Origin of the sequence: Paraburkholderia sp. BCC1884 (assembly GCF_900996225.1) — a bacterium.
Taxonomy (GTDB): Bacteria; Pseudomonadota; Gammaproteobacteria; order Burkholderiales; family Burkholderiaceae; genus Paraburkholderia.
Genome location: NZ_CAAJGL010000068.1, coordinates 1,024,543 through 1,051,440 on the forward strand (window position 1 = coordinate 1,024,543; position 26,898 = coordinate 1,051,440).

A 26,898-nucleotide genomic window follows, 5' to 3' on the forward strand; every position below is an offset into this window, starting at 1 on the left:
ATTCTCTACAGGGTAGCCGCGCTTTGCAGAGCCTTGGCTACCCCACAGCAAAGTCGTCAAGTTCATTCGGTTAGGTTGCGATTTGAAAACCTTAGGGGGCTGCAATATCTCATGGCGTTTGATCGCAGCCCTCACCGTTGGCGACCGATGAAGGGCAGAACTCGCTTATAGACAGTGTCATATAGAGCGTCCCTGTTGTCTTGCACAAGATCACTGCAATATCTCAATTCAACTATACGACGCGTTGCCGTCGTCTCGCTAACTGGACGAAGGCGGACGACGGCTGACAAATTAGATTAGGACTTGCGGTTTCGAGAACCGCGGGGCGGCGAGAAATACGAGGTGGTAAGTCTTATATGAGCGCGGCAGCCTGTATAAGGCGGCACCAAGACAACCGCCCTGAGACCAGCATTGGAGGGGCTAAGCCGCGGTTGAGCGTAGCCCCTCTTGCGGTTAGAACCGGTGTTTGAGACCTACCGACACTACGGCCTGTTTATTGTCCGATGACGGTGTGAGTGTGAAAACTCCCGCGTCGAAGGCAGCGATGCCATTACCGCCTCCAACGCGCTGATACACACCCTCAAGGTAGATATCCGTCCTGGACGAGAGCAGATAGTCGGCCTGCACCATACCCTGATTCCAGTGCGGATTGGCGCGGGAAGACGCCGAAGAGAAGCTTGCCATTGTGTAGGTATAAGCGGCACCCAAACTCAGGTCTCGTCGCAAGAAGTAGCGACCGTTGATTTCAAAGTTGTCGAACTTGATATAGTTGCCAGCTCCGTTTGACGGGCCCGGCAGGGCGCCGTTGCTCAGGCTGCCACCAAGTGACAGGGCGGTCACGCTCGCAGTTGAGGAATGGGTCCAGACAAGGCCAACGGACGACTTGCCAAACATGTACTGTGCACCAACCCCGTATGTTCTCTGCATCCCGCCTGCGGTTAACGCGTCACCGTCGCCCGTGCTGGCAGCGCCCGTGGCATTCGGTGAGTTTGGATTGCGATTGATCTGGAGGTAGGCCGCTGCTAGGTTAACAGGGCCCACCGTATAAGTCACCCCGGCGCTGTACGCTGCGTTGTTTGAGATGTCTCCAGCTTCATTCGAAAAAGCGTACATCGCACCTACTGTCACTCCGTGGAACGGCGCACTACTGAACTTGACGGAATTATTCAACCGCATGTTGTTGTTCAGATTGTCGTTATCGTACGGATGTTGCGCAAGGTTACCGCCAAAACCCGAACCCGTTGAGCCGAGTGGGGCTAGGTAAGTGACCATGAAATCGTACTGTCGGCCCATCGTCAATGTGCCATATTGTGTCGAACTTATTCCAACCCACGCTTGGCGGCCGAACAGGTCGCCGCCGTTTTTCAGCGTACCGTTCGTAGAATTGAACCCACTTTCCAGTAAGAAAACGGCGCGAAAGCCGCCACCGAGGTCTTCAGTGCCACGCAGGCCCCAACGCGGGGTATTGATGGTGCCTGCGAGCTCTTGCCATTGTGTACCACCGCCGGTTGATGGTTTGGCGGCGTTCAGTCGGGCGTTGCTGCTATACGCGATGCCAGTATCGATCAAACCATAAAGCGAGACGCTGCTTTGCGCGTGTGCCGCGGTGGCGACCAACACGGCAGTAGCGGCAGCAAGAGTCCGGTATTTCATTTGATTTCCTCCGTTATTAAGTTTGACTAAGGAACAGACCATCACATGAGGCCATGTATAAAAGATCCGCGCGTGCAATATGCCGCAGAATCGCCCGGAGTGCTTTCTCGCAGTTAGACCTGTCACAAAACGTACACGTCTTGGGAACCCAACTCGCGCGGGGCTCGGCGATAAAGAGCGCATCTTTTGACGGTTGAACCTCGTTGCAGGCACGCAACGGAAGATTGGTAATTTTCTCGAAAAGCTTGAGTCTCAGTGCTGCGACACCTGTCGCGTGCTTTGTAATCGTGCGTATCTTATAGCCACGGTTGTTTTTTATAATGACGCCAGTCATAGAGCCAAAAACCGAGAACACGCCAGTTGGCTACAACATGATCGACGGTGATTGGAATAGCCTGGGAAGGCTTACGCGACCCAAAGAATTCGGACATGTTTCTTCAGAGACGGCCTAAGATCTCGGAGCCTGCTGCTAGGGGCGTCAGTCCACCGCGAACTGCGAAGCCCAATGTTTCTGATTTCTTAAAGCAAATCGAAATTGTGCCTATCTGTGTTCCCGTGCTGTGTGACCGTCTTGCCCTCGAGCTTCTAGCAAAGTAACCGGGGTTCGCGTGTGAGTTGCTGGCGCGAGGGGTATGGTGCACGATCCTTGGCACGTCAACTAGACATAGCTCTTACCGTTGCGAAGTTCAACTCGCCACGCGGATTCTCCACCGCCCCAAATTTTTTCAGGAGGCTAGGTTGTTAGCACCCGTTGTTCCCTGCGACAGAGTTTTTGCGTGAAAATTTCGTTGCTTCTGAAAAAGGACCGCAGATGAATATGTATAACCTTGTTGTGAGCTGGCCAACTGCAAGTCAACGATCTCGAGTCATGCTATCTAAGCGCAGATGTCAATGAAGTACTAACGATTGAAATTGCATTGGAGATCCACCATGCCTCAAGCAGCGTTTGCCGAGGAGCCGGTGCTGGATGCTTTTCCTACTGTCGATCGAAAAAGTCCTCCGCGCGGACGTTGGCTTATTCTGTTTAGAAGTTTCTCTATGTTTTTTTTGGTCGGCGTGTCGATCTTGGAGGCGCCGTTCGAATTTTGGTTGGCCGGTGAAGACTACTCGCGGGTTGCGTTGCTCGTATCTAAAGTGATCCTTCTTCTTGTCGTGGTTCTAGCCGCGCGTTGTGTTCTGTTGGCAGAAATCCTGCTTGTTCTTGTCTGTGGCTTCGGCGTAGTGGCGGTGGCGCCATCGTTACACGCAGTCTACCAATTCTCGGTATGGGTATTTGGTCTATGTATGTTGGAAGTCGCCGCGAAGATCAGCATCATCTTGAGCTTTTTGCCAAACGTAATTGGCCAATGGAGGCAACCGCGTGGCCCGACCGGCGGATGAGTCAGGGCCGAGAGTTCGACTTAACCAACTTCTTTCAAGACAAGCATGTTCAGCGAGCAAAATCGGTTCGAAATCGATTTGGCTATCGTGGATAGAGTGAGGACATCGCTCCGATCATTCAGACAAAATTTTTTTGAGATCGATATGAAGAAATTGACAACGGCATTTGGTGCTCCGGTGCCTGACAACCAGAATATCCAGACGGCTGGTCCGCGCGGGCCCGCACTGTTACAGGATGTATGGCTGCTTGAAAAGCTGGCACACTTCGATCGCGAAGTCATTCCCGAGCGGCGCATGCATGCGAAGGGTGCTGGGGCATTTGGAACATTCACAGTGACGCATGACATTACGAGATTTACGAAGGCAAAGATGTTTTCGGAAATCGGAAAGCAAACGGAAATGTTCGCCCGATTTTCCACCGTAGCGGGAGAACGCGGTGCCGCTGATGCAGAGCGGGATATCCGTGGCTTTGCAATGAAATTCTATACTGAAGAAGGAAACTGGGATCTTGTAGGCAACAACACACCTGTGTTTTTCCACCGGGACCCTTTGAAATTTCCGGACCTGAACCACGCGATCAAACGCGATCCCAGGACGGGTATGCGTAGCGCGCAGAACCAGTGGGACTATTGGACGCAAATCCCTGAGTCGCTGCATCAGGTGACCATCACGATGAGTGATCGAGGCATCCCGTATTCCTTCCGCCACATGCACGGATTTGGCAGTCACACCTACAGTTTCCTGAATGAAGGCAGAGAACGTTTCTGGGTGAAATTTCACCTTCACACCCAACAGGGTATCCGGAATATCACAGACGCGGAAGCGGAGAGCGTCGTGTCGAAGGACCGCGAATCGAACCAGCGTGATCTGTATAACGCCATTGAACGGGGTGACTATCCGCAATGGAAAATGTTCGTGCAGATCATGTCGGAGAGTGAGGCGGCCGATTACCATCTCAATCCATTTGACCTGACTAAGGTTTGGCCGAAGAACGACTATCCCTTGATTGAGGTCGGTGTCATGGAACTGAATCGCAATCCAGAGAATTTCTTCCAGGACGTTGAGCAAGCCGCGTTTTCGCCTTCGACCATTGTGCCGGGAATTAGCTTTTCACCTGACAAGATGCTACAGGCACGACTGTTTTCCTATACAGACACGCAACGCTACCGCCTGTCTGTAAATTATTGGCAAATTCCAGTCAATGCTCCTCGCAAGGCCGCGTATGTCAACAGCTACCATCGGGATGGTATAGGGCGAGCAGATGGCAATGCCGGCGGCAAGACCAGTTACAACCCAAATACGACGGGGGAATGGCTTGATCAGCCCGACTTCAGCGAACCACCGCTATTGATAGAAGGTGTGGCTGACCGATGGGATCATCATGCCGACCACGACAACTTCTCGCAACCAGGCAATCTCTTCCGGCTGATGGACCGTGATGAGCGACAACGTCTTTTTGACAATACGGCTCGTGCATTGATCGGTACGACTGAGCCGGTCCAGCAGTTGCACATCGCGCACTGTGCCAAGGCCGACCCCGCGTATGGCGAGGGTGTCGCCGAGGCCATCCGGCGCATCCATGATTCAGAAGCTAAACCGACATAGTTTTTGGGGGCATGTGAATAGGCCTCCGGAAATGCGTCGCCGGCGGGAAGTGAGCACTAGCCGCCGGTGGCGTGTCTTGCATTGCCGGGAGGCGCGGGAATGAGACTGTCGGCGGTAAGGCGAAAAAAGCGTCGGAGCAGTTCAGCGCAAATGACGCGGGAACGATCGCTGGACCGCTTTTTTCGCAAAATACTGATACCGTTAGCTTAATGGTGCACATATCTGTACATGCGGACCTGAGGGCGCGGAAGTGACGATGACCTCACGCGCAAGCTTCTGCAACAACCTTGCGCGTCTGTCTTTCAGTCTGAAGCGAAGGACTCGAGTAATGAGTGTCATGTGCCGATACGGTTGGTTTCTTCAGATGGGCACACCCAGATTTCTCCTTGGAGAACACGAAAGTGCTGGTGCGTTGTCTACAGTCGACTTTTTATCTCCGGCCTGACGGCCGATGTTTTCAGGTTATGTCGGGATAAAGGGCCGCCATCACGGTCCGCGCGGCGGATCCGCGCATTGTTAATTCAGCGTAGAGTTTGGAATTTGACGTTTGGGCAAATGATCTTGGTGCAATCATTGCTGGCGGAAACGGGTAAATCTATCAATCAGATCCCAAAATTCCAGCAGCCGTCGTGACAGCCGCAAGATTTTCAAGTATTAATTTTTCTTTCTCTTCAAGTCTCGAAACCGGACCGTGGACGCTTAGTGCCAGCTGCTTTGAACCCATTTCCTTGGGGATCAACATTCCTATCATTCCAGCCCCCGGTACTACCGTGTTTTTTGAAAAAATAAAACCGTCTTTTCGAATTTTGTATACAATCTTCATCAGCTCGCCAATTTCTATTCGATTTCTTGAATATTGCTCAGCGTGGTTGATGCGCTTTGCCAAGTGATCGATCATAGCGTCATCCAGACTACTGAGTAGAAGCCAGCCTAGACCAGACCTGGCAAGGGGGCGCACGGTCTGCCGCAGTCGCGGATAAGGGAGGGGCAAAATGCCGGGAATCTGATGAACATATTGCGCGTGCAGGTCGCTTTGTGTTCCGAGGGAGACCGTTTCCGAAGTTATTTGATGTAATTGGCGCATCGCGGCGAGTACGCTCCCGTTCCCAAAGCGCGCCCGCTCAATCCAATCCACCATGCCGTTCATCCGCATGGTTGGAAAATAGGTTCGACGATTCAAGTCGTATTCTAAATACCCCATAACTACGAGACTTTTCAGAAGCGATGAGCAACTCGACGCCGGATAGTCGAAACGGTCCATGACTTCCTTAAGAGACAAAGGCCGCTTCAAATCGTAAAACAATTCGAATATTTCACAGGTTCGTCTAACAGACTTTACCAGATCCATTTCACAATTCCTCTGATCTAAAAGGAGTTCTCCTGCGATCGAAGTGCCGGTTAAGAGATCTCCCGCCAGTTCCGCTACTAAACCAACGCTCATATCTTAAAGCACCCTCGGCGCTATTGTGATGCCGCGCTAGGTTGGCAACGCGGAGGACAAGGTCACTCTGGGCAGTATCGGCGCATTGAATTTAGGCAGAGGGAAAAAATGCGAGTCCTGCGCCAAAGGGTGACGGGTGGCTGACCAAGACTCGCTCTTCACAATGGTGAGGGTTACATCGTTTTCGCACGGTTGTCGTCCGCAACGAATTTTCACATATGTGAAGATCCCGCGATTCACTTGTGAGCCTCCTGCGTCGACGCTAGGATGTACTCCATGATAATTAGCACATGGAGACTTGGGCTTCGTCCCCGAATTCTGGCCGTTTTTTGCGGAATTTCGTGACGTTATGGACGACGTATGTCGCGAGCTGCTGCTTAGGCGCCGCACTGACGCCCTCCGCTCGATGGCAGTTTTTGGGCGTGTGATCCGAAGGCAGCGTCGACTCAGTGCATACGCTTCGAGTCGCTTCCTACGATGAGCAGATTACCCAGCAGATTGGGCTTAGTCGCGTCCTTACGCCTGCCACTATTGCAACTGGCGCAAGTCTGCACCTTCGAACATTTCGTATGTTTCAGTCCTAAGCCATGTCCATCGGCTTGTGTTCACCTGTAGAGCATAATTATGAAAGATGTTATCTCCGACCGGTTCGTTCCACGTCAAACGTTCGCTTCATTCGATCCGGTTACGCGGCCACCTTCCCGACCCGCGCCGTCCGGAAGTTGCGATGGCCAAATTCATGTGTTCGGCCCGACGAATCGTTACCCTGTGCGGCCCGATGCGGTCTTTGAGGCGCCTACGGCGACCATTGAGGAAGCGCGGCGCATGCACCGAACGCTGGGCATCCGTCGCTGTGTGATCGTCCAGTCGACTGTCTATGGTTACGATCATTCAGCCATGCTCGATGCGATGAAACAAGTCGGGGGCGATTGTCGCGGCGTCGCAATGATCAGTGCTTCCACTACAGATCGGGAACTCCAGCAGCTTCATGACGCGGGAGTCCGTGGCGCCCGTTTCAACTTCTTTCCGGGCGTTAATATGATATCCAGCCCGAGAGAGTTTAGCCGTTGCGTGGCCCGCGTTGCCGACATGGGTTGGTTCATTAAGGTTCATCCGCCAACCGGTCAGTTCGTAGACTTAATGGATCTCTTTGAGCCATTGAAAATCGACGTGTTGATCGACCACTTCGGTCGACCGGACATGAGCGCTGGTCCGGCAGGCGACAAGACAGTCAACAAAATCGTCGAACTTTTGAAGCGCGGGAACTGGTGGGTCATGTTGTCCAACGCTCATCGCTTCAGCCGTAGTGGTCCGTTAATGGACGACATGGTGGACGTGGCGCGCCGCTACAGCGAAGCAGCTCCCGAACGCATGGTTTGGGGCACTGACTGGCCTCATCCACTTTCGATCGACAAAGTCGTGAATGACGGTGATGTCTTGGATTTCCTTTATAGGATGACGCCTGACGACGATCAACTGTCTCGAACACTCGTCCAGAACCCGAATGCCATCTTCCGTTTCTGACGCGCACTGATAGGAACTAATGATGCAGGCATTTTCGGGAATAAGAGTCATTGACGCAACGCATGTGCTTGCTGGGCCGTTCGCTACGTACCAGCTAGCAGTGCTGGGAGCGGACGTAATCAAGGTTGAGCACCCGCTTGAGTTTGATCAGGCGCGGGAGGGGGGAACCGATGCTGAGCTCAACAGCGCCAGGATGGGTACTCTGTACTTGGCGCAATCATCCAACAAGCGGGCCATTACATTAGACTTGAAGACAGCGGAAGGAAAGGAGGTATTTCTCCGACTGATCGCGACTGCCGATATTCTGGTTGAGAACTATCGACCAGGTGCGTTCGATGAACTTGGGCTTGGGTATCACAGTCTACGCGAAATAAATCCAAAGCTGATCTATTGTTCTATCTCCGCGTTCGGGCATGGTGGACCGCGAACAACGGAGACGGCGTACGACCACGTGATCCAAGCCACCTCCGGGCTCATGTACGGTACGGGCACGCCTGAAGTCCATCCTCTGAAGATTGGCCCTCCGGTAATCGACTACGCGACAGGAACGACTGGCGCATTCGCGTTGGCGACGGCCCTGTTCCAACGTTCGCGGACAGGAACGGGACAGCGCATTGACCTCGCAATGGCCGACGTAGCTACGATGATGATGAGTTCACAGGTGACGGGCTACTTACGCAACGGCGTGGCTCCCCGTCCGATCGGAAATCGGTTGCAACACGCGACGAACTGGGCTTATGAGACGAAAGACGGACTGCTCATGCTAGGTGCGGCGAATCTCCGCCAGCAGCGTCGCCTCTGGAATCTCTTGGGGTTCCCCGAGATGATCAAGACGTCCAACGAAGCTCGTGACGCAGACGTCGATGGCGAGGCTGCAGTGTTGCGCAAAGTAATGCTTAACCGTACCGCAGACGAATGGGAAGCACTGTTGCAGAAGAACCGCATACCAGCATCTCGGGTGCGCACCCTTCAGGAAAGTCTGGCTGATCCTCAGGTTGGGTTTCGCCCTTTGCTGCATTTTCATCAGAATTTGTCTGCGATGTCGCCGCCGCTGGGAGTGCCGGTAGCTGCTTTCTCGCTCGAAAATGGCGGTCATTCAATCAAATGCGCACCACCTACTCTTGGACAGGATACGGATCAGATCCTGAAAGAGCTCGGCTATGTGGAAGAAGACGTTGCGAAAATGCGCCGAACGGGGGCTATCTAGAGAGATAGGCATGAACCGTCGGCCCTCCAGCGTTGCGGAGTTCGCCGAAGCGATCTAAAAGCGGACAGTCGGTAATTAATTTTGACTTTCTGATAGCAAAACAGTGAGGATGACTAATCATGACAAAATGCGAAATTCTAAAAAATCTTATCAAGTTACCGAAGTTGCTGATCATGCCGGCTGTATTTGACGGCCTGTCAGCAAAACTTGTCGAGGAAGCTAATTTCGCTGCCGTTCAATGCACCGGCTTAGGCGTGTCGGCCACGGAGGCGTTGCCGGATTTTAGCATCGTGTCGATGCGAGAGATGGTTGATCGAACTCGCGCCATCGCAGGTGCGGTGGAAATTCCTGTGATGGCCGATGGCGACACTGGATACGGAGGCGTCGTCAACGTTTGGTATGCGGTTCGAGAATTTGAGAAAGCCGGGGCCGCGGGCCTGAATATCGAAGACCAGACTTTTCCGAAGCGCTGTGGACGCATCGCAGGAAAGGAGATCGTGTCCGTCGAGGAAATGCAGGCGAAGATCAAAGCTGCCTGCGCGGCTAGAGTCGATCCGAATTTCGTAATTAATGCGCGGACAGATGCGCTTGGACTCATCGGTATGGATGAAGCAGTACGGCGGGGCAACGCCTACATGGACGTTGGTGCCACGATGGTCTTCATCCAGGGGGTGCGCAATTTGCAGCAGGCCAAAGAGCTCACGTCGCGGATTAATGGTCCTGTCGCGATGAATCTGATCGAAGAACGGAACGATTGTGAAGCATTGTCATTTCTTGAGCTTGAGCGCGCTGGAATCGCCCGTGTAAGTCTTTCTGTTTCACTCATGTTGGCATCCGTGCATGGCATGCGTACGGCTCTTCGTCGGATGCAGGAGTGGGGCGGCACACGGATCGATCCTGAAACGTTCGCATCGTTTGCGGACCTTCAACAATTGGCCGGGATGCCGTTCGCAGAATCTATTGAGGAACGGTTCTCCTGACAAGGAAATGAAATGAGCGCTCAAACGCTTGTAGAAAAGATTTTGGCTCGATGTGCTGGTCAGCCTGTAGTCCGGGCTGGAGATGAAATCGTCGCCACGCCCGACTTCGTGCACGCCTACGAACTGAAGGGTACGACCGACGTGATTCGGCGCGACATGGCCACTTTGGGGACCGCAAGGATTTCCGCCCCGTCAAAATTTGCGATTTATATCGATCATCGGGTACCAGCGAAAACGCCGGACCAGGAGGCGTTCCACGAGGAGACCCGCGGATGGGCTCTGGAACAGGGGATGGCGTTATACGACAGAGTCGGTATCGGGCACCAGGTCGCCGCAGAGCAGGGGTATGCGATCCCCGGGAGTTTTTCCGTTCATGCCGATGGCCACATTGCTCAGTTGGGGGCGTTTGGCGCATTGGCCATCGGACTTCGAGGGAACATCATCGAAGCATTCGCTCGAGATCGCGTCTCCATGGTAGTGCCACATTCGATAAAGATTGTGCTCACTGGGAATCTCAGCGTCGGTGTAATGGGTAGAGATGTCTTCCACCACTTGCTGTTCAAATACGGCGCGGAATTTGCCGCCTTCCAGGCTCTCGAGTTTTCCGGCCCGGGAGCCGACGCGCTCAGCGCAGAATCTCGGCAGACAATCTGCGGACTTGCCATGTTCACCGGCGCAATAACGGCGCTGTTTGATCCCAGCGACCGGGTCCTCGCAACGGTCACTGATACATCACGCGCCAGCATCCCCTTCGTTCGTGCGGACGAAGACGCTGTCTATAGTCGGCATATTCAGGTGGTGCTTGACGAAGTTGAACCGATGATCGTATTACCACCGAGCCCTGCGAATGCGAGTCTCCTCGCCGCACATCTCGGAATTCCGCTAAATGCGGGATATCTGGGCTCGTGTGCATCGGGCAGAGTTGAAGACCTCCAGATTGCAGCGCAGATTTTGTCGGGCAAGACAATCAAGTCAGGATTTTCACTGCACGTCGTCCCGACTAGTCAAAAAATCCTATCCGAGGCAGCAAGCAATGGCTCTCTTGCTGCATTGGTCAGCGCGGGCGCTTTTGTTTCCTCGCCATCATGCGATTTCTGCAGCGGAAACATCGCCACAATGGCAGCCGGCCAGCGCGCAGTGTCGACCGGAACACTGAATGTCCCTGGAAGAATGGGGCATGTCGACTCATCCATTTATCTCACCAGTGCTGCCACGGTTGCAGCATCCGCCCTTCATGGCAGCACGACAGATCCGAGGCCCTACCTTTCATGAAAGTTGAGCCTGTACTTCCGGCTATGCACTCCCGCGTTGCATGGGTGTTCGGAGACGATTTTGATATCGACCAGATCATCGGTGTTGAGAATATCAAAGTGCAAGACCTCGACGTCCTTTCGAAAGTTGCCATGAATGGCTTTGACCCAGATTTTGCAGCAAGCTTGTCCCCCGGCGACGTCCTTGTCGGCGGACGAAATTTCGGGTACGGACATCCGCACGCCGCGGCGATGCGAACAATGCGGCATCTAGGAATCAAGGCTGTAATCGCCGAGTCTTTCTTTTCGAGCTACTGGATCGGGGAGATCGGATACGGTTTCACACAGGTGATATGTCCGGGTATCTCCAAAAAGGTGGAGCGTTTCGATCAGGTGGAAATCGATTTTACTGCGCTTGTGTTGCGAGTTGTCCGGACCAATGAGGAGTTGCCGATCATGCCCTACAGCAAGCGTGACGTCAGAATTTTGATGGCAGGTGGTTTAAAGAATGTTTTAGCGGAAGAAAATACAACGAATACGTCGAAGTAGTGAATAAATGACTCGTGTGAAACGCGCGAGCTTGTTGGGTGCAGTATCAGCCCGCCGAAAATGGCGTGGTTAAAATCGGCGAAAACTGCCGTTTTTGCAATTTTTATTTGATGTCTGAATTTCTATATCAAGTGGAAAAAAGGAGACTTATTATGAAGAAATCTATCGCCATGTCTTTAGCTCTCAGCGGATTCGCAAGTTTGGCCAATGCTCAAAGCACTGTGACGTTGTACGGTGTTGTTGACGCTGGCCTGCAATACGTTAGCAACGTTGGGGGGCATCACCTTTTCCAAGCAAGTAGTGGTAATTTGCAGGGTGATCGGTGGGGATTGAAAGGCACCGAAGACCTAGGTGGAAATATGAAAACTGTATTCGTGTTGGAAAACGGATTTAACATTTATAATGGTCGCCTTGGTCAAGGGGGAGACCAATTCGGCAGGCAGGCGTATGTAGGGCTTTCCACGCGTTACGGTACTGTGACTCTCGGCCGCCAGTACGACTCAGTTGTGGATTTTGTTGACCCTCTAGGGGCGGCAACTCAATGGGGCACCTTCTACGCCGCCCATGCAGGTGACGTGGACAATATGAATAACACGAATCGGATGAATAATTCGATAAAATACACTAGCAACAATTACAACGGACTTAAGTTTAGTGCGGGATACAGCCTTGGCGGCATAGCTGGCGCCTCGGGTAGAAATCAGATTATTACGGGTGGATTTGGTTATTCCACGGGATCATTCTCTCTCGGGGCGGGTTACGTAGATGCCAGAAACCCAAACTATTCCTTCTGGGGGGATAATGCTCTTTCAAATACCAGTGCGTCGGCAGCCGGATCAAATAACATGGATAACCGCGTATTCTCTGGATATGCGTCCGCCGGTAGGGAGCAAATTTTCGCAATAGCTGGCGCCTATATTATTGGATCGTTTACTGCGGGGTTGACTTATAGCAATGTCCAGTTCAAAGACCTTGGGTCTACAGCTGGAGTCAATCTCAACCCAAACGGCTACTCAGGTGCGGGGAAATTTCATAACACTGAGATGAGCCTGCGTTATCAGGTAACGCCAGCTTTCAGCGTTGCAGGCGCCTGGGAATACACTCATGCTTACGGCGAGAACAACGCTAATTATAATGAAGGTGTGGTGGGGCTCGACTATTTCATTTCTAAGCGAACCGATTTTTATTTTGACGCAATCTATATGCATGCCTCGGGTGCCGACTCTACCGGTAGGGCAGCAGTCGCCAACATCAACGGTTTATCCGCATCTAGCACACAGAGCCAAGTGGCCACCATCGCCGGAATGCGAGTCAAATTCTAGCGTGCGCGGCCTCAAGGCCGATAAGTAATAAATCGGAGACTTCCACCATGACTGATTCTGCTGGCACCGTCGACATAGAAGCGCTCTATCGACGAATTGCATTTCGTATTCTTCCCCTATTATTAGTTGCCTACATCGTTGCGGTAATTGATAGGGTAAATGTAGGCTTTGCTCAGCTTTACATGCGCACCGATCTGGGGCTTAGCGATGCCGTCTATGGGCTAGGGGCGGGCATATTTTTCATCGGGTATGTGCTCTTTGGGGTTCCAAGCAATCTCATCATGACGCGCGTTGGAGCTAGGAAAACGTTTTCCAGCATCATGCTTGGCTGGGGGCTGGTGTCGATGGCAATGGCCATGGTACGAACGCCTGGGATGTTGTATTTTCTACGGTTTCTCCTCGGCATGTTCGAAGCAGGGTTCTTTCCCGGGGTTGTGCTATATCTTACGTTCTGGTTCCCTGCTGCGAAGCGGGCGCGCGTCACGTCACTGATCTTCGCCGGCGCGGCTTTGTCCGGAGTACTGGGCAGTTTGACGTCCGGGTTAATTATGCGGTTCACCGGCGGGATATTAGGTTTAACGGGATGGCAATGGTTGTTCTTGATTGAAGGGCTTCCATCCGTACTGCTCGCGGGAATCGCCTGGCTTACTGTCGCGGATAAGCCTGCCGACGCAAGTTGGCTGTCAGATAGTGAAAAAGTGGCGCTCGAGGACGACCTGAAACAACAGCGCGAGGTGGCGGGTGGGAAAGAACGCGCCTGGAAGCTAATATTGAATGTCAAAGTCTTGTTTTTGGTTGTAATTTATTTCTCGCTATCCTGCGCAGCTATGGCAATGAACTTTTGGCTGCCAATAATGATAAGTTCGGCAGGGGTGAAAAATGTCCTTGAGAATGGAGTGCTTAACGCAATTCCGTATCTCGCTGCGATGTTCGCGACCGTGGCCATTGCAAGGAGTTCGGATCGGTTGAACGAGCGTCGGTTTCATTACGCCGTTTGCGTTTTTGGGGCAGCTTTAGCAATGTCGCTGTTCCCGACCTTTATCGGAAATCTCCCTATTGTCATAGTTTTGCTGACGATAGGAGAAATAGGGATAGTATCGGCATTTCCAATATTTTGGTCGGTACCACATCGTTATCTTGCGGACGAGGCAATTGCCGGAGGACTCGCAGTAATCAGCTGCCTCGGCCAACTAGGCGGTTTCGTGGCTCCTGCATTCATCGGTTGGATCAAGGCCACTACGGGAAGTTTGGACCTTGGTCTCTATGCGCTAACAGGCTTAATGGCTTTAGGTGCAACCTTGTGGTTTTGCATTGTTCGGAATTCGCCGGCGCCGAGTGAGCAACGCGACCATGGGATGTTGACAAACCAACCGCGCTGAACGTAGTCGAGTGCCGAAACTAGCAAACTGGTAGTTCGAACCGAGCGGCTGATCACTGCGCTCGGTTTGACCAGGGTGAATCCATAAAAAATGGCAGAACTGGCCAAACCTGATCGATCTCCTCAGATTAGGATGCAGCGACTGCAAGTGCAAAGCATTAGGACTCAGGTACGGCATCGGTTGCTTTGTTTGCGTATCCTTGGCATCGCTATAGATGACTTCTGTAATGGGCTTCACCTTCGGAATTGTCTTCAACCGTACATGACTGGGGAACCCCAGTTCGCTGCAGGCCTGTTTTTCCGGCCTACGTTCCGAACCTCTACACCGGTTGGAGTTGTATTCACTAGCCTGGTTGGGCTAATCGACGATCACAGTCGGTTGCCAGCGATGAGGCAGAAATACCGCGATGTCGCCGGCCCTGTGGGTCGGCGGTCGCGTTACGATGTCCTTCATCTAGGCATGCGGGGCGTGGCCGTTGATGTTTGCCTGCCGTATCAGGCTCATGATGGCGGCAGCGCGTTGGCCTGCGCGTGGTGAGTCGCCGAACAACCAGTTGGCCTTGGTGATAGCCCATGGGCGAATCTGGTTTCGACTCCGTCGTTATCTAGGCACGTGCCGATCATCGAGATAGCGCGTGACCGCCTCCCAGCACTTGAGGGTTTAGTCGAGCGCCTTCTTAATCTCTGAACTTTCCGAAACCAGATTGCGCGGCGGCACCATCCATTCATAGAGTGCATCGCACACCGGTTTGGCCCGGCATTGCCGAATCTTGCGGCGCTCTTCGGCGCCCAGGACAGTTGCGTCGCGCTCGATTTCGTGGAGCGCAGCGAAGTACGGCATGGGCGGTCCAGCGACCTGACTGCTGTGATTGGCGTACAGTTCGAAGAGCTTACGCCTCGAGTGCGCGGCACATCCAATTTCAGTAATGCCCTGCTCGATTCCGGCCTTGTACCCGCTATAATCGTCACATACCAACGTGCCATGCTGGCCGGCAAGGAAGGTGCGGGCATGTTCGCCTGCGAGGCCTGTCGGCGAAGTCATAGACCACTGCACACGGCTCGCTGAAGTGCTCGACGTGCATGATTTCCGGCGCAATCGGACAACGTGCTGATTTATGCGCCCTCGGATCGGCGACACCCGATGCCAGAGTATATGATCGAGCGTCGGACATATCTTGGGCGAGATATCTGGCGAGTGCTGGAGAGGATTGCGAGTTCGGTTGCTGTCGAAAACTGTGCACCTCCAGTTAGACGTCGCCGCGAAATTGAGCTAATCGCAGTCCATCAGTTGACTGCTGCAGAGAAAACTACACCTTTGCCTGCACGCGCCTGTTGAGACGCAGCAGGGCGTGTCGATGCTTCAGTCTTCGTGTCCGAGAGAGCTATCAGTAGATGCCCGTGTAGGAAAACCAACTGACGAGCGCGCAGGCGAGGCTCCTCTAGCCTATATACGACTCAAAGGCTCGGCGACAATCTACTGCAGCTCGTTCTAGCTATCCTTGCTCCTGAAAAGCGAGCGTCCTAGTTCTCTGTTTCATTTCGGAACCGGAATGGTCTACGGCGTAGTTCTCTGTCGGATCCCTCGAGCCTCGGCAGTCCTATTTCTTCGCGCTAACTCCTTGAATGGCGTCGGCCCCGAAAGCAGCGTCTTGTCCCGCTTATTTCTATCAAAACCGTCACTATAGATAGGAGACTTGTTTCTCGAGTACGGCGCCTCAGTACTTACTGTCGGGCAGCGGCCATTCAGGGGAACCCTGAATGGCCGCTGCCCTAGCAGCGTCATACCTTCGTTAACTTGCGCAAAACACGCACGCGCTCTGGCTTCTCTCTACCCGGCAAGACCATTTCCCATGCGCCGTAGGAAACTTCTCCAAGATAAATGTCGCCGTGGGAATCAGTTGCGATACCGTGAGGGGCGATGAACTGATGAAGCTCCGTTCCAGCGCCATTGTCCCCAAGGCGAGCCAAAACGTCTCCTTCACTGTTCAATATGCTTATTCGCGGGCCCAAATTGGGATACGACAATGTAAACGGGTGGTTCGGCCCCAGTTCACCCACATAGAAAAGCGGGGATTCGCCGGCACTCCTGCAGAGTGCGCATGGACGGTGCATACCGTGATAAGAGGTCTCGTATTTTCCATCGCCATCGAAAACCTGGATGCGGTGATTCTCACGATCTGCGACATAAACCCAACCTTCTTCGTCAGAACACAGGTTGTGGGGGAGGTAGAACTGTCCGGCCGAACTGCCGCATTCACCCCATGACTTCTCTAGTTTGCCGTCCGGTGTGTATTTATGAATGCGAGCATTCATATAACCGTCCGAGACGTAAATGTCACCCCTTGGAGAAAGTGCCGTATGGGTACAGCGATTGAAAGGCCGGCCACTCATAAATGGAGACGATTCGCCGGGCGTGCCAAGGGTCAAGAGCAACTTGCCCTCGGGTGTAAATTTGCGCACCGTATGATCAGAAGCGTCGGTGCAATAAATCATACCGTCTCGACCAATATCGATACCGTGAGGCGCCTGGAAGGTGTCTTCGCCCCAAGCTCGCAAGAAGCGACCGTTGCGGTCGAAAACAAGCATCGGATGTTCACCGCGGTGGAAAACATAGACTTGGTCATTGTGGTCAACACCAATCGCGGCAACGTCACCCATCTTCCATCCGTCCGGTAACTCGCCCCAATCGGCGACTTCGTAGACAAATTCACCTTCACCCAATTTCGTCATCGCCTAATGTCCTTATCTGGTTCACTAAAAAGTGGTCGATCTTCGGGGTGATCGGGCAACCTTGAAACGTGGCATCCGATCGTCACTTGCAAGCTCTTTCCCGAGAATCCCTCGCCCTTACGTTTCATAAGTCGCATAGGTAGAGTTATGATTGTATCGACGGGTGGCCCACGCTTAATTGCCGAACTTTGCACAACTGTTGTCTATAACTAGAGGTATGTTGACCCTACGTGATTTTCAGTGGAGCTAGCGAAAAGACACGGAATCAACCGGGAGCATCGGTAAATTTACCAATGGACGATGAAAGCATGGCGCGAAAATTGGAGGCCGAATCATGGCGTGATTCCCGCGTGGTTCGAGGCTCCTGTGGGAGAGTGGCAAACGACGTGATAAATTCTGTTTCATCGTCCCGCGGGCGTTGTGTTCTCTGACAAAAGATGGCTGCTTTGCAGATCCGGGCAGCGAAATCAGCATAGAGCAAGCATTCATGTCCGCGAGATCGACGTGTACTACTCGTATGTCGATCTACGGAGCAGATTCTCAAGAGGCTGCTGATTCACCTGGTCGGTGACATCTCGGCATTGCCATCTTGTCGCTGGCAGTCATCCGTGATCACGATTTAGTTCCGTTGCTCAAGACGCGCTTGCTGAGTGCCTACGGCTCGCTCGGAGACCAAGACGGCTCGGCTTAGTGAGAAGCGTTTCCTGGCAGGAAGGATGAGTCGTGCGCGAGCTGTGCATCACGCAACTGCGAAATGTGGCCGGATGGCCGTATCGGTTCGTGGCAGCCCCATCATGTGCCTCGCCTCGGCGGGCGTCGCGATTTCGTAGTCCATTTCTCGAAGGATTCGCACCGTACGCTCGACCAGCTCGACGTTTCGCGCGAATTGCCCTTGGCGATAGTACAAATTGTCTTCGAGGCCTACGCGAATAATTTGCCCGCCCAGAAGCAGAGAGTTCACGCTTGCGGGTAACTGCGCGGGTCCGATACCGCTGACACAGAAGATGCTATCTCTCGGAAGCAGATCGACCATGTACTGAAGTGAACGCGGGTTGTATGGCATCGCGTTCTGGAAGCCCCGATGTGCATTCATCACCATGTTGATAACGTACGGAGGCTCGTCCAACCCCAGTTCGATGAGTGACGTCACATCCTGAACGATATGTGTCGGACTAAAGACTTCCCATTCGGGTTTGATGCCGCGGCTCTTCATCTCTTCGGCGAGAATGCGGCAGCGCGAAGGCGACGTGTTGAACAAAAGTTCCTTGCCGCCGAAGCTCGCGACAAAGGTGCACGCGTCCAGTGTGCACATTTCGGCGCCGGCTTCCATGCCCTTCAGACGTTCTTCCCAGACCGTGTCCCACATGCCGCCTTCAATTGGCTGGATCATGTCGCCATGCACACCGCCACCCGTGGAATTGTTGATGACGATGTCGCATTTCGCGCGTATTTGCTCGTTAATGCTTCGATAGATATCTGCATTGCACGTCGCTTGTTCGTTTGGCAAGCGCGCGTGCACGGCCACGACACTTGCACCAGCGTTGTAACAATCGTAAACGTCACGGGCAATCTCGTCGGGCTGCGTTGGCAAGTGCGGATTTTGTTCCTTGAATGCCATGCCGCCTGTTGGGGCAACCAGCACGATGACTTTGTTTGAGGCCATGAGAAGTCTCCTGATAATGTGAATCGAGGGAAGCACGCCGCGCCGTAAGTCAGAGAGAGCCAGACCGCAAGACCGCCACGTTTTTTCGCTAGCGGAATGCCCTCGGGCATCGGCAAGCCCAAAGCAGCAGAGCAAGCCGCTCGAGAACGTCGGCATGCCTTTGAACTGGAAGAATCGGTGCTAACTTTTCGGCGGAGCGGTCCAATCGAGGCTCGACATGACGTAATCCGACGGGAGGCCGTTGAGTAAGCCAGCCATGCGTCGTTGGCCAAAACTGCTCCATAGCGACGCCGCGAAGCGCACCCGGGTGGCGGCAGGGGAGTGATTAAATTGTGCCAAAGAAAAGGTTCCAGCGAGAAGCGCAACACGGAGATTGATGTCCAGCGTAGCGATTGTCGGAATTTCCATCTGGGTCAATCTCCCTGCGTTCGTTTCCACTCCGCTTCGATTGCTGACTTTGAAGTGGACCAATGCCGTCCTTCACCACCCCTTTTCAGCAGACACCCAAGTTGATACTGTCGGCTCCAGCGATCGTGCGAATCTCCTTGGTCCGATTGACCATCGTGAGATCCGCTTGCGTCAGCTCTGGTGGACATCCTCCACCATCTGCAATCCACCCTCGATTGCTCATCGCCGGCTAGGACGTTCACTGCTAACGTTGCCAACAAGATCTCCCTCGAGATTTGACTGTCAGTGGTGTAGGGTCCAATTTCCACTAATTGGCAGTTACTGCCGGCGCACGCACGGCCTCTTCTTCGCGAATCATTTTATCGAGCCGACGTCGAATTCGGACCGCCGCCCCATCCCCCTGAAGCAAGACCGGCTTCATCGCCCAAAATTCACGCCCCCCCATGTTTTCTTGCAGCGCCTGCAGCAGCCGCTCGTCTTGGTGCACGAAAGCATATTCGGTCCCAGCACGAATTTCATCGTCAAGTGTTGCGTTGTCCAGCTCGAAGTTGCGACAGATCGCCCAGAAATAGTGCGAAGTTGTTGAGGTTTCTGGCGTAACTAAATGGATATTCCGCGTCTCGAGGCCGCCTTCCCGGGGATCACCCTCCAGACTGACGCCCGTTTGTTGAGTAATCGCGGTTGGAACGTCCCACCGCGACTCTGCCCAATGGTCCATAAGTCCAGAATAGTCACCACGGGTGCGGCGCCACATCATGTCGAAGATTGGAGGCGGCGGGGTGCCTTGTGCGAACCTCGTCGCGGAGATGCCGCCGTTCTCCTCGGTGACGACCTGTTTGGCGCTAGAAAGCCCAGGCGCGGACAGCATATCCGGATGGACAACCAAAAGGTGCGCGAGATCCACCAAATTGTCCGTCATATATAAATAATTGGAGCGGACATGAAGATAACCGGTCACTGGACGGTAAAGATCAGGAATCTCCAGCGCGGAAAGTTTTGGGATGAGTTGCGCGTCTTCCCGATCGAGGTCGCCCATCCAAATCCAACTGATGCCGTACTTTTCGACTATCGGGAATTTTCGCACGCGTGCCGCGTCGGGCGTTTGACCATCGAGATCAGGGTTAAATACGCATCGGCCGTCTGTGTTGAATCGCAATCCGTGGTACGGACACTCGATGACTTCATCAATGACCTTTCCCAAATGCAACGGCGCAAACCTGTGTGGACACATGTTTTGTAAAGCAACGACTTGCCCGCTGGAAGTGCGAAAAAGCACAATATTCTCTTCAAGAATTTGTCTGCGCATCGGCGTAGCGGAGATTTCGGAACTCCAAGCGGCGGCATACCAAGTGTTGCGCAGTGCATGCATTTGTTGTCTCCTTGTGTTTTAGAAGTGCGGCGTCGAATGATATATAAATCTTGCCGAGCAGCGAGTCAAAAAAAGTAGGCTGAATACGTTTTCTGCCTAATGAATTTTGTCATGCTAACTACAGCGAACGGTTTTGCGCAGGTCGTTCGTCGGATAGGGAACCGAAGACGCGTTCATCATCAACCCGCTTTCCTTCATGAGCGGTAGAACTGGAATGCTAGTGAGCGCCCAGAGTTTTCGCCACGATTCTTGACGCAAAACACTTGTGCAATTTTGCTCCGTCAGATTGGGGCTAAGATCAGCAGGGGCACATGTCGGTGACTTCCCGGCTGGGGGCTGCAAAGAGGTTGTCATCCAAAAGTATCATCCGCGTTTGGCGGGTTGTGGAGCACGGTATTGACAATATGCGGGGTGCTGAGCCAGCGGCGTTCAAAGAGCCCTGTGACAAAGGACGCAAAGCTCGGTGGTGACTTCAAGGATGGCCATAGGACGACGAGGCCTTGAAGTTGTCTACGATGATGAATCTGCTTTGCAGACCGGGCGGTTAGCGTGCGTCGACACAGACGGTTGGCGTGAAAGCGGGCTTTATCCGTAGCGTATGGGAAGGAAGCTGCTTTATGGTTAATGGGAAGGCATTGAAGGGATTCCGAAAACCTCTCGTGTGGATTGGATGATGCAGCGCGAAGATTAAAGGCATAATGAATAAAATTGCTTCCAAAATTGATGTGAGGGTTGTACGCAAGTGGGCGGAAACGGCTGACATTTGTGGTATCGACCTCGCCGATGAGCGAGGCGGTATGCTGCCAGAATTCTCTGCCGGGTCACATATCGACTTGCATTTGCCGGGCGGCCTGATTCGCCAGTACTCGCTTTGCAACCACCCGAGTGAGCGTTATTATTACCGTATCGGCGTTCTACGTGATCCAAATTCTCGAGGCGGTTCACAAGCCGTGCACGACCTGGTTCGCGAAGGCGACGTTGTTTCCATTAGCATTCCGCGGAATCACTTCCAGTTAACGCCGGCGTCGCGTTACTTGCTGTTTGCGGGTGGTATCGGTGTTACGCCCATTGTTTGTATGGCAGATGTCCTTTCGCGAAAAGGTAGCGATTTCACCTTTCATTATTGCGTCCGGTCGGCAGATCGGATGGCTTTCGCTAAACGTATCAAGGATCCATCCTTTCGCAATAATGTACGTCTCCATTTTGACGATGAGCCGCTTCAGCAGAGACTCAGAATAGAAGAAATTTTGGCAGAGGAGTGCGTTGATACGCATCTATACGTATGTGGGCCAACGGGTTTTATAAGTTGGATTATAGACGCGGCGAAATGTGCCGGCTGGTCAAGCGATCGACTTCATTTTGAGCATTTTACGCCTGCAGTTGCGGCTGGGAATGCCGCGAGTTTCGAGGTTGAGCTGGCAAGTAACGGGCGGATATTGTTGGTTCCAGCGGAGAAAACAGTCGCTAAGGTGCTGCATGAAAACGGCATCAATCTGCCGGTGTCTTGCGAGGCTGGCGTATGCGGCACTTGTCTCACGCGCGTCCTTGCGGGTGAGCCAGATCATCGTGATATCTACCTTACCGAAGAGGAGCGTGCACAAAACGACCAATTTACGCCTTGCTGCTCACGGTCCTTGTCGTCGCGTCTTGTCCTTGATCTTTAGCAGCGTCAAGCAGACGGCACTGAAAACGTAGTTACATTAGCCAGAAAACTGTTGGACGGTGACGCTGAGAACTGCCGTGGTTATGGCACGTTGCTCGGTCGGTTTTGTTCGAGCGGGGCATTCGCGTCAGGACGGATGATTTTGATTAATTGGATGCCATATTTGACGCGGCTCGTCCTGCCGTTACGTAACTAGTCACTGCACTGCGGGATCCAAGCGGGACTCCGCCGCTGATTGACGGTAAAGTCCTCTCGGGAACCATCGGTGATGTGACGTGCAGATATCTCCAAATGTCGATGTTACTTGAGGTTGACTTTCTGCTCGGATGGACTTGCTGAGGACCGCGCAAGAATAGTAATCACGGCCCAGAGCGCCTACCGGGCAAGTGAGGGTGACTCTGTGGCGGGCGAAATACGTTGAGCAACGTCCATGCTCGAAAGTTCCCTTCACGTGTTGTCACCTAGGGGCCGGTCAACGATGGCGGTTGACCGTGAGATCGCAGCGATTTCGAAACCTATTGAATCACACTTTTTTCGAGATGCGATGCAATCCGAAGCAAGTTTGGGTCAAAACAACCACGGAATTTGGACGCGAATTCCGATTGCGGAAATTATTCGTGGGTTGCCCCCTACGCATAACGTATTTGTCCACCGCAATCGTTGCAAGGACGCCAATTAGAGTAGGTCTTTTAGTTAACCTTAGTCTTCAAAGAACTTGAAGAGGCGGAAATCGAGACTGCCGCTGAAAACGCGCGCCAGTATTAATTCAAGGAATCGTATCGAATGCGGTCATAAAACGGGCTGCTGGTGTCTCGGTTTCCTTAAGTAGCGACAATGGCAAATTTCTGCGATGATCTTCGGGTGGACGCGGAGGCCGCCAACAACTTACATAGAGTCTTTTCCAGGGCAGTCGAGCCTGCTAAAATTGGCTAGCTATAATATGTTGGGGGTGAATTGTAGTCTGAAGGGTTACACTCATCAGCCTCTGACCCGCGGATGCTCGTCAAACAAAAAACGGAGTTCTATGCCGTCTCGTCGATCTACCAAACTTGATCCGGAACAGCAAGCGCGTCGACTGGCAATTGGAGAGGAGAGGCGCGCCAAAACTCGCGCGACCCTACTGGCTGCAGCATATCGTCTTTTTGCTGCTCATGGCAGTGACGCGCCCACCATCGACGACGTGATCGCAGAGGCAGGGGTTGCTCGAGGGACGTTTTACAATCACTTTGCAACTCGGGACGAGCTATTTAGGGCTGTGGCAAGCGATCTCACATACGCGATTAACGGCATGATCACTCCGGCTATTGCTGGTATCACAGATCCTGCAACCCAGATCAGTCTTTCGTATAGGCTATTCCTGCGATTTGCTATCTCAGATCCGACGCGCGGATGGATTTTGTTGCGAACCATGCCACTTGTCAGCGCACTGAATGACGAGATGAAATTCATTATGCAGGCTCAGTTTTCCCAGGCAATCGCGCAGCGCCAATTCACCGTGCAATCACTGGAAACTGCAATGGATCTCGGACTCGGCTTGCTTGTCATGACTATCAATCGTGCGTTGCACGAGGGAATCACGGACAAGTATATTGATCAAACTGTCGAAACATTACTGACGGCGCTCGGATTGAGTAAGAAAGAGGCCCGATCGCTAGCGCAAATTCCAATTGATCTTGGACCCCCGTTGAGACTAGCGATCAATTCAATCGCACAACGAGCTGACGGCGCGCCGGACAAGGAGATGCGATTTAGACGTAGTTCGAAACAGGGGAAGGTCGTTCAGTAGCGAAGAAGGGCCGGACTCTTACGCAGTATCCGCTTAAACGTCCGGTAAGACAGACAGCCTCAACGCTATTTGGGCTCGGGGTTGTTGATAATCACGTTTGACGATGACTCGCATTATGTTCTTCAGGATATTGTCTTTAGTGCGCCACTGTCTGATAGATATGCGAGAGATGACTTTTAATATTGCCCTGACGTCGCTTTTGGGGCGGCGACCAGCCTTGAAAATTAATTCGCCCCTGACGGAAAGAGCAATGCCCCTCGGGTGCACAGCCTATGAGGCCCGCGCAGATCAGGCAGGTCGCCGCGCTGGCGACCTGCCCAGAGCACCGGACAGGCACATATTGGTGCGCGGGGCGCCTTTGACTTCCCGGTAGGCGAAAAAGAGTCGTCAGCAGCTTGCGGTTCCCGCGCCGCCCTCAGCATTACTTCACCACGGCGGGGTCCACTGATCTGGAGCTCAAAATCGGCAACGCCTTCTGATCGCGATGTAAATCCTCGACCATTTCCTCGATGGAGTGGCGGCTAGTCCAAAAGCGGACGGATCCATGAGGTCCATGGCTGGAATGCTGAGCAATTTCGTCGCGTTGAAGATCGCTAACGCAATGGGCGCTGAGAAAGTCGATGAGTAGCCTGACAGCGGGCAGCATTCCATGTCGCGAAGGGAAAACAGCTTGAAGTTCGCTGACTGGGGCGTTGAATTCCGGTAGAACGATTTCGAGCGCCCCGTCTCGTATATCTTCCAGGCACAACGATAGCGGGAGCAACGCCACGCCTATCCCTTGTAGTGCGGCTTGTCGAGTAACGACGAAGTCTTCGACGACCAGTATTGGTTGATGTCGAGCCTGTATTTCGTTGTTCTCGGGAGTTATCAATGTCCAAACGTGTGGGCCCTGCGCGGAAGAGTAACTAATGGTGGGCATCCGAAGAAGCTCTTCGAGTGACTTGGGTCGCCCAAACCGTTCAAGGAACTCTTTACTGGCGACTAAAGCCGGTTGGAAGATACCGAGCGGTCGAGCCATAAGACCCGAGTCTTCGCATGGTAAAAGTCGAATGCGAATAGAGAGGTCGAAGCTTTCTTCGAGACGCATATCTCTTTCGGTTGTATCTATGGAAATGCGGACGTCTGGGTTGTTTTTCAAAAATAGGGGAATGAGGGGGCCGATTACGAATTGAGCTAGCATTGCAGGGCAGCTTATTCTTACAAGGCCCGAAGGTTTTTCCTGTGCTAGAACTATTTTCTCCTCGGCCGCATTTGCTTCCGCGATCATATTAATGCAATGCCTGTTAAATTCCGTTCCAAGTTCAGTTACAACGAAATGTCGGGTTGATCGCTGTATTAATCGGACTTTCAGGCGTGTTTCCAGCGCTGCAACACTTCTTGAAATGCTAGAATGGCTTATTCCTAGCGCCTTAGCCGCTCCAGTAATCCCCTTGTGTTCAACGACCTTAGAAAAAATGAACATATCATTGAAATTAATCATGTCTCCTCCAAGTGCAATCGCTTCTGTATAATCGAAGAAGTATACATGGAATTTTCCGACAGTCGGGTAAAAGCACGGTGACCAAGAAATACGGGGACATATCATTGGCGCATAAGCTGTTACCGGGGAAAAAGTGCCTCTGGCGGCTATTGCTGGGGCACCCTCGGTAACGCGGTTCCCATCGCGTGGAAGGGCAAACGGCAACCGAATCATTCGCGTTGGTGTCAGGTACCGGACGGCATTTGCGAAGGAGAGGTGGCGGCTATCCGATGAGCGAGGATTGTTGTTGCCGAATGGGCAAGCTGCCGACGCCGGCTATGATCGGGTTCACGCGGCATGTATCGCGGTCGCGAGCGCCTGGTCCTGCGCATTCATCCGACCTACTGGTTCCCGTCAGACGCACGAGCGAAGTGAAGTGTAAGTCAGCGGGAAAAGAATGGTGGTTTCACCTGAATTTGGGACGTTCTTAAGCGACAAACAATCTTGTCTGGAGCTTCGCTGTGGCTCTGGGAGCACCGTATTCTGCCGCGTAGCCCGGCGCGGGAATACTATCGAACAGGTGTCGTTCCCAGTAAGGTGTCGTCGGCAACGCTCTGCGAGTAGCTCAAAGCCCGAGCGGTAAAGCGGCCTGTCGGGAAATTGGTGGATCAGTTGTGGCAGTCGCGCCGGAACATCGGCTTGATCGAAGTTGCTGCTGCGCTCCGTCGGTTAAGTAGACGTTCACCTTCCCGAGAAGTTGTTGGGACATCCATCAACAATATCAGCGTACTGCCAGCCCTAGTGAGAGCTGGGTCCTCATCCGCGCAAGATCCGCATTGAGGTTCGCTGACGGCCTTTCAGATTTCCGTCAGCGTTCCGTGTTTACATCAGATCACGGCGTCGATTTCAGCTGCTTGAGCAAGCTCATGGTGTCCGGGATTGCGGAGTGATCGACGTATTTTCCGTCGCGTACCGTGATGATTTCGATAACCTCAAAGCTGACAGTATTGCCAGTGGCCGGAACTCCCATAAATTCGCTGCTGTGAGTGCCCTCGTAGCTTTTCCGTGTGACAACCTGATCCCCCTCAGCAATCTGCTCATGGATTACAACTTTCGCGTCGGGAAACGCAGGTCGGAATATTTTAGTAAAAAATACAAACGGGTCGGGTCCACCCTTGTCTTTGCCGCCGTCATGAAATTCCGTAGAAACCAGTTCGTCATAGACTGAATCATCTTTGTTTTCAATAAATTCCTTATTGAATCTTTGCACCACCAACTTATTTGCATCTTGAAGACTAGTCATGTTTATAAATCCATTCGATTAAGGTTGATTTTGGGGTTCGCGCGATACATCCGCTTGCCGCTTGGTTACAGTTTGGAGGTGTCGCAAACAACGACGTAAGCTTCCTCGCGCCCCTTTTTTTGAGTAGGACGAAAACTGAAGTGTTCATGAAACGGACCGTCGTCTTTAAGCGGTCAATGAAGCTGTTGACAAGACCGCACCAACTTCGACCGCATACGCCGTGACCGA

At 53.0% G+C, this 26,898-nt stretch carries 19 protein-coding genes and 2 pseudogenes; 12 read left to right on the plus strand and 9 right to left on the minus strand.

Translation table 11 applies throughout. From position 1 onward, the window contains the following. Positions 1-453: 453 nt before the first annotated feature. Positions 454-1,653, minus strand: coding sequence for a porin (locus FQ705_RS11475; protein ID WP_144140838.1), 1,200 nt, complete (start codon positions 1,651-1,653; stop codon positions 454-456). A gap of 930 nt (positions 1,654-2,583) precedes the next feature. Here FQ705_RS11475 and FQ705_RS11480 point away from each other — a divergent pair. Together FQ705_RS11480 and FQ705_RS11485 are read left to right on the plus strand one after the other, a co-directional pair. Next, on the plus strand, positions 2,584-3,033 hold the full coding sequence (locus FQ705_RS11480; protein WP_144140840.1) for a hypothetical protein: 450 nt from the start codon (positions 2,584-2,586) through the stop codon (positions 3,031-3,033). A 144-nt stretch (positions 3,034-3,177) separates the two neighbouring features. Then, complete coding sequence (locus FQ705_RS11485) at positions 3,178-4,638, plus strand: catalase (protein ID WP_144140842.1); 1,461 nt, start codon at positions 3,178-3,180, stop codon at positions 4,636-4,638. 598 nt (positions 4,639-5,236) lie between these two features. Here FQ705_RS11485 and FQ705_RS11490 read toward each other — a convergent pair. Next, the gene (locus FQ705_RS11490) at positions 5,237-6,079 is read right to left on the minus strand and encodes a helix-turn-helix domain-containing protein (RefSeq protein WP_144140844.1); all 843 of its coding nucleotides are present in this window, start codon (positions 6,077-6,079) and stop codon (positions 5,237-5,239) included. A 624-nt stretch (positions 6,080-6,703) separates the two neighbouring features. On the opposite strand from FQ705_RS11490, the gene FQ705_RS11495 reads away from it, so the two are divergent. From FQ705_RS11495 to FQ705_RS11525, 7 genes are all read left to right on the plus strand, one after another. Continuing rightward, positions 6,704-7,603 carry an amidohydrolase family protein gene (locus tag FQ705_RS11495; protein WP_144140846.1) on the plus strand — a complete coding sequence of 300 codons (900 nt, stop codon included), beginning with the start codon at positions 6,704-6,706 and terminating at the stop codon, positions 7,601-7,603. Positions 7,604-7,622: 19 nt separating this feature from the next. Continuing rightward, entirely contained in the window at positions 7,623-8,810 is a 1,188-nt protein-coding gene (locus FQ705_RS11500; RefSeq protein ID WP_222105640.1) for a CaiB/BaiF CoA transferase family protein, read from the plus strand. Positions 8,811-8,929: 119 nt separating this feature from the next. Continuing rightward, on the plus strand, positions 8,930-9,790 hold the full coding sequence (locus FQ705_RS11505) for an oxaloacetate decarboxylase (protein WP_144140848.1): 861 nt from the start codon (positions 8,930-8,932) through the stop codon (positions 9,788-9,790). A 12-nt stretch (positions 9,791-9,802) separates the two neighbouring features. Then, a complete protein-coding gene (locus FQ705_RS11510) occupies positions 9,803-11,062 on the plus strand; it encodes an aconitase family protein (protein WP_144140850.1) in 1,260 nt (419 codons plus the stop codon). After that, positions 11,059-11,589 (plus strand): 3-isopropylmalate dehydratase, encoded by a 531-nt coding sequence (locus FQ705_RS11515; protein WP_144140852.1) that lies wholly within the window; start codon positions 11,059-11,061, stop codon positions 11,587-11,589. Before FQ705_RS11510 ends, FQ705_RS11515 begins: the two co-directional genes overlap by 4 nt. A 152-nt stretch (positions 11,590-11,741) precedes the next feature. Continuing rightward, positions 11,742-12,911: a porin gene (locus tag FQ705_RS11520; RefSeq protein ID WP_144142343.1), complete on the plus strand. Its 1,170-nt coding sequence runs from the start codon at positions 11,742-11,744 to the stop codon at positions 12,909-12,911. 47 nt (positions 12,912-12,958) lie between these two features. Then, a complete protein-coding gene (locus tag FQ705_RS11525; protein WP_144140855.1) occupies positions 12,959-14,290 on the plus strand; it encodes an MFS transporter in 1,332 nt (443 codons plus the stop codon). 357 nt (positions 14,291-14,647) lie between these two features. Here the strand turns inward: FQ705_RS11525 and FQ705_RS11530 are convergent. After that, positions 14,648-15,356: pseudogene (locus FQ705_RS11530) on the minus strand (transposase); the annotation flags it as partial. A gap of 23 nt (positions 15,357-15,379) precedes the next feature. On the opposite strand from FQ705_RS11530, the pseudogene FQ705_RS34960 reads away from it, so the two are divergent. Beyond that, positions 15,380-15,463: pseudogene (locus tag FQ705_RS34960) on the plus strand (DUF815 domain-containing protein); the annotation flags it as partial. A 605-nt stretch (positions 15,464-16,068) separates the two neighbouring features. On the opposite strand, the gene FQ705_RS11535 reads toward FQ705_RS34960, so the two are convergent. The 4 genes from FQ705_RS11535 to FQ705_RS11550 all read right to left on the minus strand — a co-directional run bounded on the left by FQ705_RS11535 (position 16,069) and on the right by FQ705_RS11550 (position 20,459). Then, a complete protein-coding gene (locus tag FQ705_RS11535; RefSeq protein WP_144140857.1) occupies positions 16,069-17,019 on the minus strand; it encodes a peptidyl-alpha-hydroxyglycine alpha-amidating lyase family protein in 951 nt (316 codons plus the stop codon). Positions 17,020-17,758: 739 nt separating this feature from the next. Next, positions 17,759-18,682 carry a 3-keto-5-aminohexanoate cleavage protein gene (locus tag FQ705_RS11540; RefSeq protein WP_144140859.1) on the minus strand — a complete coding sequence of 308 codons (924 nt, stop codon included), beginning with the start codon at positions 18,680-18,682 and terminating at the stop codon, positions 17,759-17,761. 180 nt (positions 18,683-18,862) lie between these two features. After that, positions 18,863-19,090, minus strand: a complete 228-nt coding sequence (locus FQ705_RS11545; protein ID WP_144140861.1) for a hypothetical protein — start codon at positions 19,088-19,090, stop codon at positions 18,863-18,865. 307 nt (positions 19,091-19,397) lie between these two features. Then, a complete protein-coding gene (locus FQ705_RS11550) occupies positions 19,398-20,459 on the minus strand; it encodes an aromatic ring-hydroxylating dioxygenase subunit alpha (RefSeq protein WP_144140863.1) in 1,062 nt (353 codons plus the stop codon). Between the two features lie 698 nt (positions 20,460-21,157). Between FQ705_RS11550 and FQ705_RS11555 the strand changes: the two genes are divergently transcribed. Beyond that, positions 21,158-22,123 (plus strand): PDR/VanB family oxidoreductase, encoded by a 966-nt coding sequence (locus tag FQ705_RS11555; RefSeq protein ID WP_144140865.1) that lies wholly within the window; start codon positions 21,158-21,160, stop codon positions 22,121-22,123. Between the two features lie 1,023 nt (positions 22,124-23,146). Then, entirely contained in the window at positions 23,147-23,908 is a 762-nt protein-coding gene (locus FQ705_RS11560; RefSeq protein WP_186307828.1) for a TetR/AcrR family transcriptional regulator, read from the plus strand. A gap of 421 nt (positions 23,909-24,329) precedes the next feature. On the opposite strand, the gene FQ705_RS11565 is transcribed toward FQ705_RS11560, so the two are convergent. Both FQ705_RS11565 and FQ705_RS11570 read right to left on the minus strand, forming a co-directional pair. Further along, entirely contained in the window at positions 24,330-25,388 is a 1,059-nt protein-coding gene (locus FQ705_RS11565) for a LysR family transcriptional regulator (RefSeq protein WP_186307829.1), read from the minus strand. Between the two features lie 871 nt (positions 25,389-26,259). Beyond that, positions 26,260-26,670 carry an ester cyclase gene (locus FQ705_RS11570; protein ID WP_144140871.1) on the minus strand — a complete coding sequence of 137 codons (411 nt, stop codon included), beginning with the start codon at positions 26,668-26,670 and terminating at the stop codon, positions 26,260-26,262. Between the last annotated feature and the right edge of the window lie 228 nt (positions 26,671-26,898).